An 11921-nucleotide genomic window follows, 5' to 3' on the forward strand; every position below is an offset into this window, starting at 1 on the left:
CCCCGGTCCGCCGTGGTAGAGCGGGCCGCTGGCCCGCTGCAGTAGAGCGGACTGTTAGTCCGCTGAAACAGGGGCAAGAGAAAGACCGGATACGCGACCAGGGCCGCCCTCCCTCCCGCGTCGGTCGTGCAAGGAGAGAGGCACGGCCGTCCCGGCCCTGTAAGTGTCCGGTGCAACAGCCACGGTCATCACTCTGATGGCCGGTGGTTGCCTGATGCCAACGCGCACTGGCGCGCTGGCCCCATCCACCCTCGGGACATGCGCATGAAACTGATCTCCGCCATCATCCGGCCGTTCAAGCTCGACGAGGTCCGCGAGGCCCTGTCCGACGCAGGCGTGTCGGGCATCACCGTGACCGAAGTGAAAGGCTTCGGCCGCCAGAAGGGCCACACCGAGCTGTATCGCGGCGCCGAGTACGTCGTCGATTTCCTGCCCAAGATCAAGATCGAAACCGTGGTCACCGACGAGCGTGCCGACGCGGTGATCGAAGCGATCCAGTCGTCTGCAGGCACCGGCAAGATCGGTGACGGCAAGATCTTCGTCACTGCCGTCGAACAGGTCATCCGCATCCGCACCGGCGAAATCGGTGCCGACGCGCTGTAACCCCCTTCCGGAGACTCCCCCATGAAGATGCGCCTTCTCACCGGGTGGCAAGCCCGGTTCCATCTGGTGTGCCTGTTGATGCTGCTCAGCGCGCTGGCCGCGGGTGCCTGGCCGGGCAGTGCTCACGCCCAGGTGCAGGTATCGCCGCTGCCGAGCGAAAGCGTGGCCGTTGAACCACTGCAGGATCCGGTCGCCGCCGCCGCCGCTGCGCCGGCCGTGGCCGAAGCGGCGGCCGCCTATGACCGTGGCGATGTGGCCTGGATGCTCACTTCCACTCTGCTGGTGCTGCTGATGGTGGTGCCGGGCCTGGCGCTGTTCTACGGCGGCCTGGTGCGTTCGAAGAACGTGCTGTCGGTGCTCAGCCAGATCCTGGTGGTGTTCTCGCTGGTGCTGCTGCTGTGGGTGGCCTACGGCTACAGCGCGGTGTTCAGCGCGGGCAATCCGTTCTTCGGCTCGTTTACCGAGTTCGCCTTCCTCAAGGGCTTCACGCCCGACTCGGTCGGCAACACGCCGATCAAGGGCCTGCCGGATTACCTGTTCGTCGCCTTCCAGTCGACCTTCGCCGGCATCACCACCGCGCTGATCGTCGGTGCTTTCGCCGAACGCATCAAATTCCGTGCCGTGCTGCTTTTCTCGGCGCTGTGGTTCACCCTCAGCTACATCCCGATGGCGCACATCGTCTGGGGTGGCGGCTACCTGGGTGAGATGGGCGCGATCGATTTCGCCGGTGGCACCGTGGTCCACATCAACGCAGGTGTGGCCGGTCTGGTCGCCGCGTGGTTCGTCGGCAAGCGCCTGGGCTATGGCCAGACCGCGCTGAAGCCGCACAACGTGCCGTTTACCTACATCGGCGCGATGCTGCTGTGGGTCGGCTGGTTCGGCTTCAACGCGGGTTCCGCCGCTGCCGCCGATACCGTCGCCTCGCTGGCCTTCCTCAACACCGTGCTGGCCACGGCCGCTGCCGTACTCGGTTGGACGCTGGTGGAAGCGATCAGCAAGGGCAAACCGTCGGCACTGGGCGCCGCCTCGGGTGCGGTGGCCGGTCTGGTCGGCATCACCCCGGCCTGCGGCACAGTCGGCCCGCTCGGCGCGATCGTCATCGGCTTCGTCGCCGGCGTGGTCTGCGTGTGGGGTGTGACCGGTCTCAAGCGCCTGCTGAAGGTGGACGACACCGCCGACGTGTTCGGCGTACACGGTGTCGGCGGTATCGTCGGCGCGATCCTCACCGGCGTGTTCAGTGCGCAGTCGCTGGGCGGCACCAAGGCCGATCTGGATATCGCGCACCAAGTGTGGGTGCAGGTGGTCAGTGTTGGCCTGACGGTGGTCTGGTCGGCGGTGGTGACCACGCTGATCCTGCTGGTGGTGCGCAGCGTGGTTGGCCTGCGCGTGACCGAGGAAGCAGAGCGCACCGGCCTGGATGTGACCTCGCACGGTGAATCGGCCTACGAGGCCTGATGCATGACGGGCGGCCCTGCGGGGCTGCCTTTTGCGTTGGGTGGGTGCCAGGCTTGCCTGGCACTGCTCCTGCTCTGATGGGTGCCAAGCTTGCTCGGCACGGCGGCATGCATCATCGCGCCTGATCGCGCACAATCAGGCCATGCACCCGATCCGCACTGTCCTGATGCTCTCGGCCTGCCTGCTGCTGGCCGCCTGTGCGTCCACACCGCAGGAAACCCGCAATCCGCTCGCCACCTGGGTGCCGTCACCCAATCAGAACGCGCGCACGCCGGTCATCATCGTCATCCACCACACCGAGCAGAGATCGGTGCAGCAGAGCCTGCATACGCTGCGTACCGCCAACAGCGGTGGCCGCGTCAGTGCGCACTACCTGATCGGTGCCGATGGCCATCGCTACCAGCTGGTCGCTGATGAGCGCCGTGCGTGGCATGCCGGTGCCGGACGCTGGGGCACCATCACCGATCTCAATTCAGCCTCGATCGGCATCGAGCTCGACAACGATGGCCGCAGTCCGTTCAGCCCAGCGCAGATCGAATCGCTGATCGTGCTGCTGCGCGACCTCACTGAACGGTTGAACATCCTCCCGCGCCAGGTGATCGGCCACGCCGATCTGGCGCCGACGCGCAAGCAGGATCCAAGCCGTTTCTTCCCTTGGCAGCAGCTGGTCGAGGCCGGATTCGGCGTCTGGCCGCGTGCGGCCGATGGCGCTGCGCCGGAGGGCTTCGACGCGTGGAATGCGCTGGCCCGCTTCGGTTATCCGCTGGACAACCGCGAGGCTACCGTCGCCGCCTTCCACCGCCGTTTCCGTGGTCGCGACGATCTGCCGAAGACGCTGGATGCCGAAGACGCGCGCATCCTGCACTCGCTGCTGTTGCAGACGCCGTAAAGAGGGCTGCCGGCTTGCAGCCGGCAACGGGCTAATCCCTCGGCAATCTGATCGGAATCACGGAATGGATGGCTGTGGGAACTTTTTGCAATCCATTCGATGTTGTTCAAGGAGGTGAATGCCTAAGGTCGCCCGACATCGTCAATCGAGCGAATTGCCTCTCATGCGCTACTCCAAAGCCCAGGTTCTGCTGCACTGGATCTCTGCGGTCATCATCCTTTGGGCCACCATCAGTGGTTTCTGCGTGGCGCTCCTTGACGTGCCGCATACCGTCGCGGAAGCCATCGCCTTCTTCAACGTATCCATCACCTCGGTGTTGATTCCGTTGTTTGCCGTACGCGTGGTGATTGCCGTCTCAAATCACGGGGATGCACCCGCCAGCGCTGCGGAATGGGCCGCGTTGATTGCTCACGCCGCGTTGTATCTTGTCACGATCGTTGTGCTGCTGACCGGCGTGCTGATGATGGAGCGGGAGATCAACGTGTTCAACCTGGTGACCTTCCCACAACCCGTTACCGACCCGCAGATGACAATGGCATTCAATACTGCACATCGATATGCATGCGTCCTGCTTGCCGGGCTCCTGTTCCTGCATATCGGTGCCGTGGTCAAGCATCATCTTTCGGGCAATGCGATCCTGAAGCGGATGAGTTGGTAAACCTCATGAAAAGCTGCTCTGCAGCGTGTCGTTTGCACTACATTTGACCGATGACCACATTCAACACCCAATCGAACCGCAGGTACTGGAGCCTGGGTGCCCTCGTACTGATGGCGGGGTGCTCCACGTTGGGAACACCACCAGCAATGTCGCCTGCCCCGTCGCCCGCGACCTACGCCAGGACCACATGGAGCGCATTGCCTCCGGTCTCCGACAGTGATCTGAAGGCCGGCTTCGTTGCCTGGCGCAGCAGCTGCACCCGCCTGAAGAACGATGGGGTCTGGGCCAAACCCTGCAGCACGGCCGCAGCGGTTTCAGACAAGGATCCAGCCGCGATCCGCCAGTTCCTGCAGCGCGACCTTGATGTCTACGCGCTGCGTGCCGGTGGCCACCAGGCCGACGGATTGATCACCGGCTACTACGAGCCGATCTACCCCGGCAGCCTCACCCGCACCGACAAGGCGACGGTGCCGGTCTACGGCACGCCGGATGATCTGGTGGTGGTGCAGCTGGACAGCCTCTACCCGGAACTGAAGGGCAAGCGTCTGCGTGGTCGCGTCGAGGGCAAGGCGCTCAAGCCCTACGACGACGCCGGTACCATCGCGGCCAAGGGCGCCAAGGCGCCAGTGCTGGCCTGGCTGACCGACCCGATGGACCTGCAGTTGCTGCAGATCCAGGGGTCCGGCCGGGTGCGCCTGGCCGATGGCAAGCAGGTGCGTCTGGCATACGCCGAGCAGAACGGCCACCCCTACCGTGCCATCGGCCGCTGGCTGGTGGACCAGGGCCAGCTGAAAAAGGAAGACGTCACCATGGACGCGATCCGCGCCTGGGCCCGGGCCAATCCCGCGCGCGTGCCGGAACTGCTGCGCAGCAATCCCAGCTACGTGTTCTTCGTGCGCAACCCGGACAGCCCGGAAGGCCCGCGCGGTTCACTGAACGTGCCGCTTACCGCCGGGTACAGCGTGGCAGTGGACCGCACCGTGGTGCCGTTGGGCAGCCTGCTGTGGCTGTCCACCACGCGCCCCGACGGCAGCCCGGTGGTGCGCCCGGTGGCCGCGCAGGACACCGGCGGTGCGATTGCCGGTGAAGTGCGCGCCGACCTGTACTGGGGCAGCGGCGATGCCGCTGGCAAGCTGGCCGGCGACATGAAGCAGAAGGGCAACATCTGGATGCTGTGGCCGAAGGGCGTAGCGTTGCCGGCGCCGGCTCAATGAAGCGCTCACCTGCGCGCTGCGAGGTCGGGCGATAATGGCGCCATTCCGAACTTTCCGGCCGCGCCTGCGGCCAGGACCCCTGCAATGACCTACGCAAAGCACAACGCAAGACCCGGCGCGAAGTCCGCCGCAAAGAAGTACTACAAGCACTGGGCCGAATCGGGCCTGGGCAAGGGCAACGTGCTGATGGAAGCCCGCGGCGAGAAGATCGTGCGCCAGGTGGAAATCTACGGTACCAAGATGGTCTGGGCCGACGAGCATGCCCACAGCGACGACCGCTTCCTGCTGGCCGACCAGCCGGTGTCGTTCCTGGATTTCGACGAGGACGACGAAATCTCCGCGCGCGAATTCGAAAGCGCCTGGAAGAAGGCCAGGGAAGCCACCGGCTACCCGGTGTAATCGCATCATTCGGCACCCGCGCCTGTAAGGTCGAGCCACGCTCGACTGCTTCACCGCCCTTGTAGAGTCGAGCCATGCTCGACTGCTTTTGGCTGCGGCAGTCGAGCAGGGCTCGACTCTACAAAGAGTTGCGGACGAAATGTTATATAATTACATTTTGTCCGCACCCTTCCGCCCCGATGAAGACCCCCACGCTGGTGGCCGCCCTCGCAGCCGCGCCGTTTGCCCCCAACGTACTCGCACAATCGGCCGACGCCGCGCTCACCCTAGGCAAGGTCCAGGTGCACCAGCACGGCGAAGGCCAGCTCAGCGCGCATCAGGTGCTGACCTCGGTGGACGTGCTGGGTGCAGACCAGATCGAAGACCGCAACGTCTCGCACAGCTGGGAACTGCTGGGGCAGATGCCCGGCATCCAGCTCACCGAAACCCGGCAGGGCGCCGAATCGGGCAAGGTCAGCTTCCGCGCCTTCAACGGCGAGGGCTACCTCAATGCCATCAAGACCCTGATCGACGGCATTCCCAGCAACGTCAACAGCGGCAACCAGCGCTTCATCGACATGCTGTTCCCGCTGGAAATCAGCTACATCGAAGTGGTCCGCGGTACCAACGACCCGCGCTACGGGCTGCACAACATCGGCGGCAACGTGAACTTTGGTACCCGCCAGGGCGGCAACTACACCGACGCGCGGCTGGCCTACGGCAGCTACAACACCCGAGATACGCAGCTGGCGATGGGGCGCGAAGCGGATGGCTTCGCGCAGAACTACTTCATTGGCACCCAGGCCAGTGATGGCTACCGCGACCACGACACCTCGAAGAAGTATTCGCTGGGTGGCAAGTGGTTCTACGGCTCACTGGACGACGGCCTGCGCGTGGGCCTGACCGCGCGCGCCTACCACCACGAAGCCGACGAACCGGGCTTCATGACCGCCGAGGAACTGCGCACGCACCGCCGTGGCAGCGACCTGCGCAATGCCAACGATGGCGATGACCGCGACATGCGGCAGATCGCTGCGCACGTGGACCTGAAGCTGTCCGACGCGCTCACCTTCGGCACGCGGCTCTATTACAACCGCTACGAGGACGACCGCCGGGTGACCTTCAGCGACCTGCCCACCGGCAATCTGCCACGCCAGCGTCGTGTGTGGGACGAACGCCAGGCCGGCCTGATCAGCACGCTCACCTGGCAGGCCGGCCCCGCGCTCACCGTGGAGGGTGGCCTCAACTACGAACAGCAGGACAACGGCTATATCCGCCAGCGCTACGCCTACGCCGAACCCACTGATTACCACCAGCCGCCGGCGCGGGTGCAGAACGATGATCGCCACAGCTTCGACAACTGGGGCGCCTATGTGCAGGCCATCTACCAGCCCGCCGATGCCTGGAAGATCGTGCCGGCCTATCGCGTGGACCGTTTCAGCGGGCGCACCCGGCTGATGAACGGCGTCAGCGGCCGGCTGCAGGACTACGGCAGCATCGGCCAGCCCAAGCTGAGCGTCATCCACAGCCTGGGCGAGAACACCCACGTCTATGCCAACTGGGGCCGCACCTTCCAGGTGCTGACCGGTTCCACCGCGCCGGCCTACCTCACCCCGGGGCAGGCGCCGATGCAGCCCTCCACCAATACCGGCATGGAGCTGGGCCTGAAATTCCAGCCTTTCCGCGGCGCCCAGGCGCGGCTGGCAGTGTGGCAGCAGGACGCGGAAAACGAGGTGTCCAACATGCCAGCCACCGGCACCACGGTCACCCTGGGCAAGACCCGCCGCCGTGGCGTGGACGCGCAGATCAGCGCGCAGCTGGGCGCTGACTGGACCGTGTGGCTCTCGCACGCCTACCAGGAGGCGAAGATCACCCGCGACGACCGCGATGCCAGCGTTTCCCTGCAGGGCCGCGAAGTGGCCGCCACGCCGCGCCACATCAGCAACCTGGGAGTGGACTACCAGGCCAGTAATGCACTGCGGCTGGGCCTGCAGGCGCGCGCGCAGGGCGACTACTACCTGGAAGAGCGGAACGTGGCCGGCAAGTTCGGCGGCTTCGCCGTGCTCGACCTCAGCGCCGCGTACCAGATCAACCCGCGCTGGAGTGTGGACCTGCAGCTGAAGAACGTCACCGGCCGCGAGTACGCCTACGCCTGGTACGACAGCTTCTTCTGGGACAGCGCCCGCCCGATGTTCTCGCCGGCCCCGGGCCGCAGCGTGTTCGTCGGCCTGAACATGATGCTGTGACCGGCCATGCATCCGGTAGTGATCGAGCTTGCTCGACCTGCTGTGGTCAGAGCCCTTCCCTGCTGGGAAGGGATCTGACCCCGGACAGGTTCATGCCACCGCGTTGTAAGGCTCGATCCGCGCCAGGACCTCAGCCAGCTTCTCCTTGGTCATCGCCGCATCGAAATCGGCCTGCAGACCGATCCAGAACTTGTCGGACACGCCGAAGTAACGGGATAGCCGCAGTCCGGTATCTGCCGTCACGGCGCGCTGGCCGGTAACAATCTCGCCGATCCGGCGCTGTGACACGCCAATGGCCTTGGCCAGGCGGTACTGGGTAATGCCAAGTGGCTCCAGGAACTCATGCAGCAGGATCTCGCCGGGAGCGGGGTAGGGGACGGTTCGCATGCGCGCGACTCCTTAAGTGGTACCACCTCGGCACGCGCTGGCCATCGAACAGCGCCTGCGTGCGTTTGCAGGCAAACGACTGGATCTGCATGGTAGTAACGGCTATCGATAGTATCGTAAGGCGTTAGTATCCGATCAGCAAGCCTGACAGGTAATTCCCGGGCACGACGTCCGGTGACGTACTCGACGTGATCTGATGCTCGTCCTCGGTTTTGCACTACATTGGTGCAATGCCCGACCCCGCACCCCCGCCGTCACTCGATGCCCTGGGCACGCCGCTGGCCTGGGCCGGGGCCGATGGCTGCATTGCCGGCTGCAATCCGGCCTTCGCCCGCTGGCTGGGCGTCAGCGTCCGGCGCCTGTTGGGTCGGCCGCTGGCTGCACTGGAAGTGCAGGGCGAGGCACTGGCCCATTTCCTGGCCCGCGATGAGCGCGACAGCCTGCGCCTGAACCGGCTGGCGCTGGCGGTGCCCGGCGAGGCGCCGCGCTTCGCCGAGGGCTGGATGAGCCGCCGCGACGATGGCGGCTGGCTGCTGGAGGCGCATCCGGTCGATGAATTCCCCGGGCTCGACCCGACCCAGGCCCTGCCCAGCGCGCTCAGTGCGGCGCTGAAGGGGCTGGCCCATGAGCTGCGCAACCCGCTGGCCGGGTTGAAGGGCGCGGCCCAGCTGCTGGCCCGCCGCGCGGCCCAGCGCGATGCCAGCGAACGTGAGCTGATCGAACTGATCGGCTCGGAGATCGAGCGCCTCAACGGCCTGCTCGACCAGCTGCTGTCGCCGGCACCGGCCGCGCCGCACGCCCCGCTGAACATCCACGCTTCGCTGGAGCGCGTGCTGCGCCTGGCCGAAAGCGAGGCAGGCTGGGCGGTGCGCCTGCAGCGCGACTACGACCCCAGCATTCCCGAACTCGCCGGCGACGCCGACCGCCTCACCCAGGCCGTGTGGAACCTGGTGCGCAACGCCATCCAGGCCGGCGCCGGGGTCATCACCCTGCGCACGCGCGTTGAACATGGCGTGCGCATTGCCGAACAGCTGCACACCCTGGCGCTGCGCCTGGAGATCGCCGACGACGGCCGTGGCGTGCCCGAAGAACTGGCCGAACACCTGTTCCTGCCGCTGGTCAGCGGCCGCGCCGAAGGCACCGGGCTTGGCCTGGCGCTGGCCCAGCAGGTCACGCGCGAGCATCGCGGCACGCTCACCTACCGCTCGCGCCCGGGCCATACCGTGTTTACCCTGCTGCTGCCGATCGGCAACGGCACCGCCCCGGCCGAGGAGGCCCCGCGCGATGTCTGAATCTTCTTCGTCCCGGCAGCGCATCTGGGTGGTCGATGATGATCGTGCCGTGCGCTTCGTGTTGTGCACCGCGCTGCGCGAGGCGGGCTACCAGGTCGTCGATTTCGACAGCGCCGCCCCCGCCCTGCAGGCATTGAGCGAAGGCCCGCCGCCGGCGCTGTTGTTCACCGATGTGCGTATGCCCGGCGACGATGGCCTGGTGCTGCTGGACAAGCTCAAGGCCGCGCTGCCGCAGCTGCCGGTGGTGGTGATGTCGGCCTACACCGATGTGGCCAGCACGGCCGGTGCCTTCCGTGGTGGCGCCCACGAATTTCTGTCCAAACCGTTCGATCTGGACGATGCGGTGGCGCTGGCGCAGCGTGTGCTGCCGGCCGTTGTACCGGCACTGGCGGCGCCCACACCTGCGGCCGAAGCGCATAGCGACCAACCGCCGCAACTGGTGGGCGATACCCCGCCGATGCGCGCGCTGTTCCGGGCCATCGGCCGCCTGGCGCAGGCGCCGCTGGCGGTGCTGATCACCGGCGAGACCGGCACCGGCAAGGAGCTGGTGGCCAATGCGCTGCATCGCGAATCGCCGCGCGCGCAGGGGCCGTTCGTCGCGCTCAATACCGCTGCAATCCCGTCCGAGCTGCTGGAAAGCGAGTTGTTCGGCCACGAGGCTGGTGCCTTCACCGGCGCGCAGCGCCGCCATATCGGCCGCTTCGAGCAGGCCGATGGCGGCACGTTGTTCCTCGATGAGATCGGCGACATGCCGCTGCCGCTGCAGACCCGGTTGCTGCGCGTGCTGGCGCAGGGCGAGTTCTTCCGCGTCGGTGGCCGTGAACTGATCCGCGTCGACGTGCGCGTGGTTGCCGCCACCCACCAGGATCTGGAAGGGCTGGTTGCACAGGGGAAGTTCCGCGCCGACCTGCTGCACCGCCTGGACGTGGTGCGCCTGCAGCTGCCGCCGCTGCGTGAGCGCCGCGAGGACATCGCGCAGCTGGCCAGCACCTTCCTGGCCGCCGCCGCGCGCAAGCTGGATACGCCGCAGAAGCGCCTGACCGCTGCCGCACTGCAGGCGCTGCGCGAACACGACTGGCCGGGCAACGTGCGCGAACTGGAAAACGTGTGCTGGCGGATGGCGGCGTTGGCCGCCGCCGACACCATCGGCGTGGCCGACGTCGATACCGCGCTCAACCGTACGCGCGGTCGTCGCAGCAGCACCAGCGGTGCCGATCCGGGGCAGTGGGAAGCGCTGCTGGCCGAATGGGCACGCCGTCAGCTGGCCGAAGGCGTGGAAGGGCTGCACGCGCAGGTGCGCGAGCGGGTCGACCATGCCCTGCTGGAGGCCGCGCTGCAGATCACCCATGGCCGCCGTGCCGAAGCCGCTGCCCGCCTGGGCCTGGGCCGCAATACCCTTACCCGCAAGCTGGGCGCTGGCCGCCGCCGCGGGGGCCATTGAACGGTCCCTGCACGCGATCCTCGCGCCCGCTTGCCGAACCGTTGATCGTTCATGGACGATGCCGTCCGTAGTGTCACCTGCAAGGAGTCTTCGATGCGTCTGTCCTTTGCCATCCTGCTGTTGTCCGCTGCCGCGTTGCTGTCTGCCTGTGGCAGCGCGCCGAAGAAGCCGCAGCCCACACCGCCGCCGCCAACCGTGGTCAGTACCGCCAAGCAGGCCGAGGCCAATCTGTCGCCAGCTTCGGCCAGCATCGTCAGTGGCCGCCTGGTATTGATGGTGGAACCGGCTGGCATCCACATCACCGGCCTGATCGGTGGCCTGCAGCCGATGCAGCAGGCCGGTTTCCACATCCACGAGCGCGGCGACTGCAGCGCGGTGGATGCCAGCAGCGCCGGCAACCACTTCAACCCCGGTGGCGCCGCGCATGGTCGCGCCGGCACCGGCAAGCACCACCTGGGCGACATGGACAACCTGCGTGCCGATGCCCAGGGCCGCGCCAACGTCGATATCCACCTCAAGGGCGTTACCCTTGGCGGAGGCGCCGCCACCGATATCGCCGGACGTGCACTGGTCGTGCATGCCAACGCCGACGACTATCGCAGCCAGCCCGCCGGCAATGCCGGTGTCCGCATCGCCTGTGGCGTGATCCGGGTTGTCCGCTGATCACCGCAGGCTTCATCCAGGGAGAGATTCCAATGCGTCTGATCCACACTTCGCTGTTTGCGGCCATCGCCGCGCTGGGCCTGGCGGCCTGCGGCCAGCAGCCGGCCGCTCCGCAGACTGAAACCCCGCCGGCCGCGCCGGCCGAGGGTGCAACCACTGAACCGGCCGCAGCACCGGCACCCGCTGCCGCCCCGGCGGCCGACGCCTCGGCCACCGCCGAGCTGGCACCGACCCAGGGCAACGAGGCCAAGGGCAGCGTCACCTTCAAGGTGGTTGACGGCAAGGTCCACGTGACCGGCCAGATCAGCGGCCTGAAGCCGGGCAGCGAGCACGGCTTCCACATCCACGAGAAGGGCGACTGCAGCGCGCCGGACGGCATGAGCGCCGGTGGCCACTTCAACTCGGGCCACCAGGATCACGGCAATGTGGCCACCGATCCGCACCACGGCGGCGACATGCCCAACATCAAGGCCGACGACAAGGGCGTGGCCACCATCGACGGCCCGGTGTCGAGCAACGTCAACATCGGCAAGGGTGATGACTTCGACATCATCGGCCGCGGCCTGATCGTCCACGCCGATGCGGACGACTACAAGACCCAGCCGACCGGCAACGCCGGCGCGCGCCTGGCGTGTGCGGTGATCCAGAAGGCGCAATAAGCCATCAGAAAACGCCGGCGCAAGCCGGCGTTTTTC

The 11921-nt window shown here is 66.7% G+C and carries 12 protein-coding genes; 11 read left to right on the forward strand and 1 reads right to left on the reverse strand.

Annotated elements, in window-relative coordinates; genetic code table 11:
* Nucleotides 1-264 precede the first annotated feature (264 nt).
* From D7Y61_RS11705 to D7Y61_RS11735, 7 genes are all read left to right on the forward strand, one after another.
* Nucleotides 265-603, forward strand: coding sequence for a P-II family nitrogen regulator (locus tag D7Y61_RS11705; protein WP_004134334.1), 339 nt, complete (start codon nucleotides 265-267; stop codon nucleotides 601-603).
* Nucleotides 604-624: 21 nt separating this feature from the next.
* Nucleotides 625-2058 (forward strand): ammonium transporter, encoded by a 1434-nt coding sequence (locus D7Y61_RS11710; protein ID WP_180866383.1) that lies wholly within the window; start codon nucleotides 625-627, stop codon nucleotides 2056-2058.
* A gap of 142 nt (nucleotides 2059-2200) precedes the next feature.
* A complete protein-coding gene (locus D7Y61_RS11715; RefSeq protein ID WP_180866384.1) occupies nucleotides 2201-2947 on the forward strand; it encodes an N-acetylmuramoyl-L-alanine amidase in 747 nt (248 codons plus the stop codon).
* A gap of 118 nt (nucleotides 2948-3065) precedes the next feature.
* On the forward strand, nucleotides 3066-3605 hold the full coding sequence (locus D7Y61_RS11720) for a cytochrome b (protein WP_219627894.1): 540 nt from the start codon (nucleotides 3066-3068) through the stop codon (nucleotides 3603-3605).
* 50 nt (nucleotides 3606-3655) lie between these two features.
* Nucleotides 3656-4819, forward strand: coding sequence for a murein transglycosylase A (gene mltA, locus D7Y61_RS11725; protein WP_180866385.1), 1164 nt, complete (start codon nucleotides 3656-3658; stop codon nucleotides 4817-4819).
* Between the two features lie 84 nt (nucleotides 4820-4903).
* Entirely contained in the window at nucleotides 4904-5218 is a 315-nt protein-coding gene (locus D7Y61_RS11730; RefSeq protein WP_180866386.1) for a hypothetical protein, read from the forward strand.
* 179 nt (nucleotides 5219-5397) lie between these two features.
* Nucleotides 5398-7443: a TonB-dependent receptor gene (locus tag D7Y61_RS11735; RefSeq protein WP_180866387.1), complete on the forward strand. Its 2046-nt coding sequence runs from the start codon at nucleotides 5398-5400 to the stop codon at nucleotides 7441-7443.
* Between the two features lie 90 nt (nucleotides 7444-7533).
* Here D7Y61_RS11735 and D7Y61_RS11740 read toward each other — a convergent pair whose 3' ends face one another.
* Complete coding sequence (locus D7Y61_RS11740) at nucleotides 7534-7830, reverse strand: HigA family addiction module antitoxin (RefSeq protein WP_108767277.1); 297 nt, start codon at nucleotides 7828-7830, stop codon at nucleotides 7534-7536.
* 230 nt (nucleotides 7831-8060) lie between these two features.
* Here D7Y61_RS11740 and D7Y61_RS11745 point away from each other — a divergent pair, with 230 nt between their 5' ends.
* The 4 genes from D7Y61_RS11745 to D7Y61_RS11760 all read left to right on the forward strand — a co-directional run bounded on the left by D7Y61_RS11745 (nucleotide 8061) and on the right by D7Y61_RS11760 (nucleotide 11885).
* Nucleotides 8061-9122, forward strand: a complete 1062-nt coding sequence (locus D7Y61_RS11745) for a two-component system sensor histidine kinase NtrB (RefSeq protein WP_180866388.1) — start codon at nucleotides 8061-8063, stop codon at nucleotides 9120-9122.
* Nucleotides 9115-10563: a nitrogen regulation protein NR(I) gene (gene ntrC, locus D7Y61_RS11750; RefSeq protein WP_180866389.1), complete on the forward strand. Its 1449-nt coding sequence runs from the start codon at nucleotides 9115-9117 to the stop codon at nucleotides 10561-10563. Before D7Y61_RS11745 ends, ntrC begins: the two co-directional genes overlap by 8 nt.
* A gap of 93 nt (nucleotides 10564-10656) precedes the next feature.
* On the forward strand, nucleotides 10657-11226 hold the full coding sequence (locus tag D7Y61_RS11755) for a superoxide dismutase family protein (RefSeq protein ID WP_180866390.1): 570 nt from the start codon (nucleotides 10657-10659) through the stop codon (nucleotides 11224-11226).
* 32 nt (nucleotides 11227-11258) lie between these two features.
* On the forward strand, nucleotides 11259-11885 hold the full coding sequence (locus D7Y61_RS11760; RefSeq protein ID WP_180866391.1) for a superoxide dismutase family protein: 627 nt from the start codon (nucleotides 11259-11261) through the stop codon (nucleotides 11883-11885).
* Nucleotides 11886-11921: the final 36 nt, after the last annotated feature.

The organism is Stenotrophomonas maltophilia (genome assembly GCF_013464485.1).
Classification (GTDB): Bacteria; Pseudomonadota; Gammaproteobacteria; order Xanthomonadales; family Xanthomonadaceae; genus Stenotrophomonas; species Stenotrophomonas maltophilia_AW.

Coding starts and splice junctions, on each gene's coding strand:
- D7Y61_RS11705 (WP_004134334.1), top strand. CDS start 265: ATGAAACTGATCTCCGCCATCATCCGGCCGTTCAAGCTCGACGAGGTC.
- D7Y61_RS11710 (WP_180866383.1), top strand. CDS start 625: ATGAAGATGCGCCTTCTCACCGGGTGGCAAGCCCGGTTCCATCTGGTG.
- D7Y61_RS11715 (WP_180866384.1), top strand. CDS start 2,201: ATGCACCCGATCCGCACTGTCCTGATGCTCTCGGCCTGCCTGCTGCTG.
- D7Y61_RS11720 (WP_219627894.1), top strand. CDS start 3,066: ATGCCTAAGGTCGCCCGACATCGTCAATCGAGCGAATTGCCTCTCATG.
- mltA (WP_180866385.1), top strand. CDS start 3,656: ATGACCACATTCAACACCCAATCGAACCGCAGGTACTGGAGCCTGGGT.
- D7Y61_RS11730 (WP_180866386.1), top strand. CDS start 4,904: ATGACCTACGCAAAGCACAACGCAAGACCCGGCGCGAAGTCCGCCGCA.
- D7Y61_RS11735 (WP_180866387.1), top strand. CDS start 5,398: ATGAAGACCCCCACGCTGGTGGCCGCCCTCGCAGCCGCGCCGTTTGCC.
- D7Y61_RS11740 (WP_108767277.1), bottom strand. CDS start 7,830: ATGCGAACCGTCCCCTACCCCGCTCCCGGCGAGATCCTGCTGCATGAG.
- D7Y61_RS11745 (WP_180866388.1), top strand. CDS start 8,061: ATGCCCGACCCCGCACCCCCGCCGTCACTCGATGCCCTGGGCACGCCG.
- ntrC (WP_180866389.1), top strand. CDS start 9,115: ATGTCTGAATCTTCTTCGTCCCGGCAGCGCATCTGGGTGGTCGATGAT.
- D7Y61_RS11755 (WP_180866390.1), top strand. CDS start 10,657: ATGCGTCTGTCCTTTGCCATCCTGCTGTTGTCCGCTGCCGCGTTGCTG.
- D7Y61_RS11760 (WP_180866391.1), top strand. CDS start 11,259: ATGCGTCTGATCCACACTTCGCTGTTTGCGGCCATCGCCGCGCTGGGC.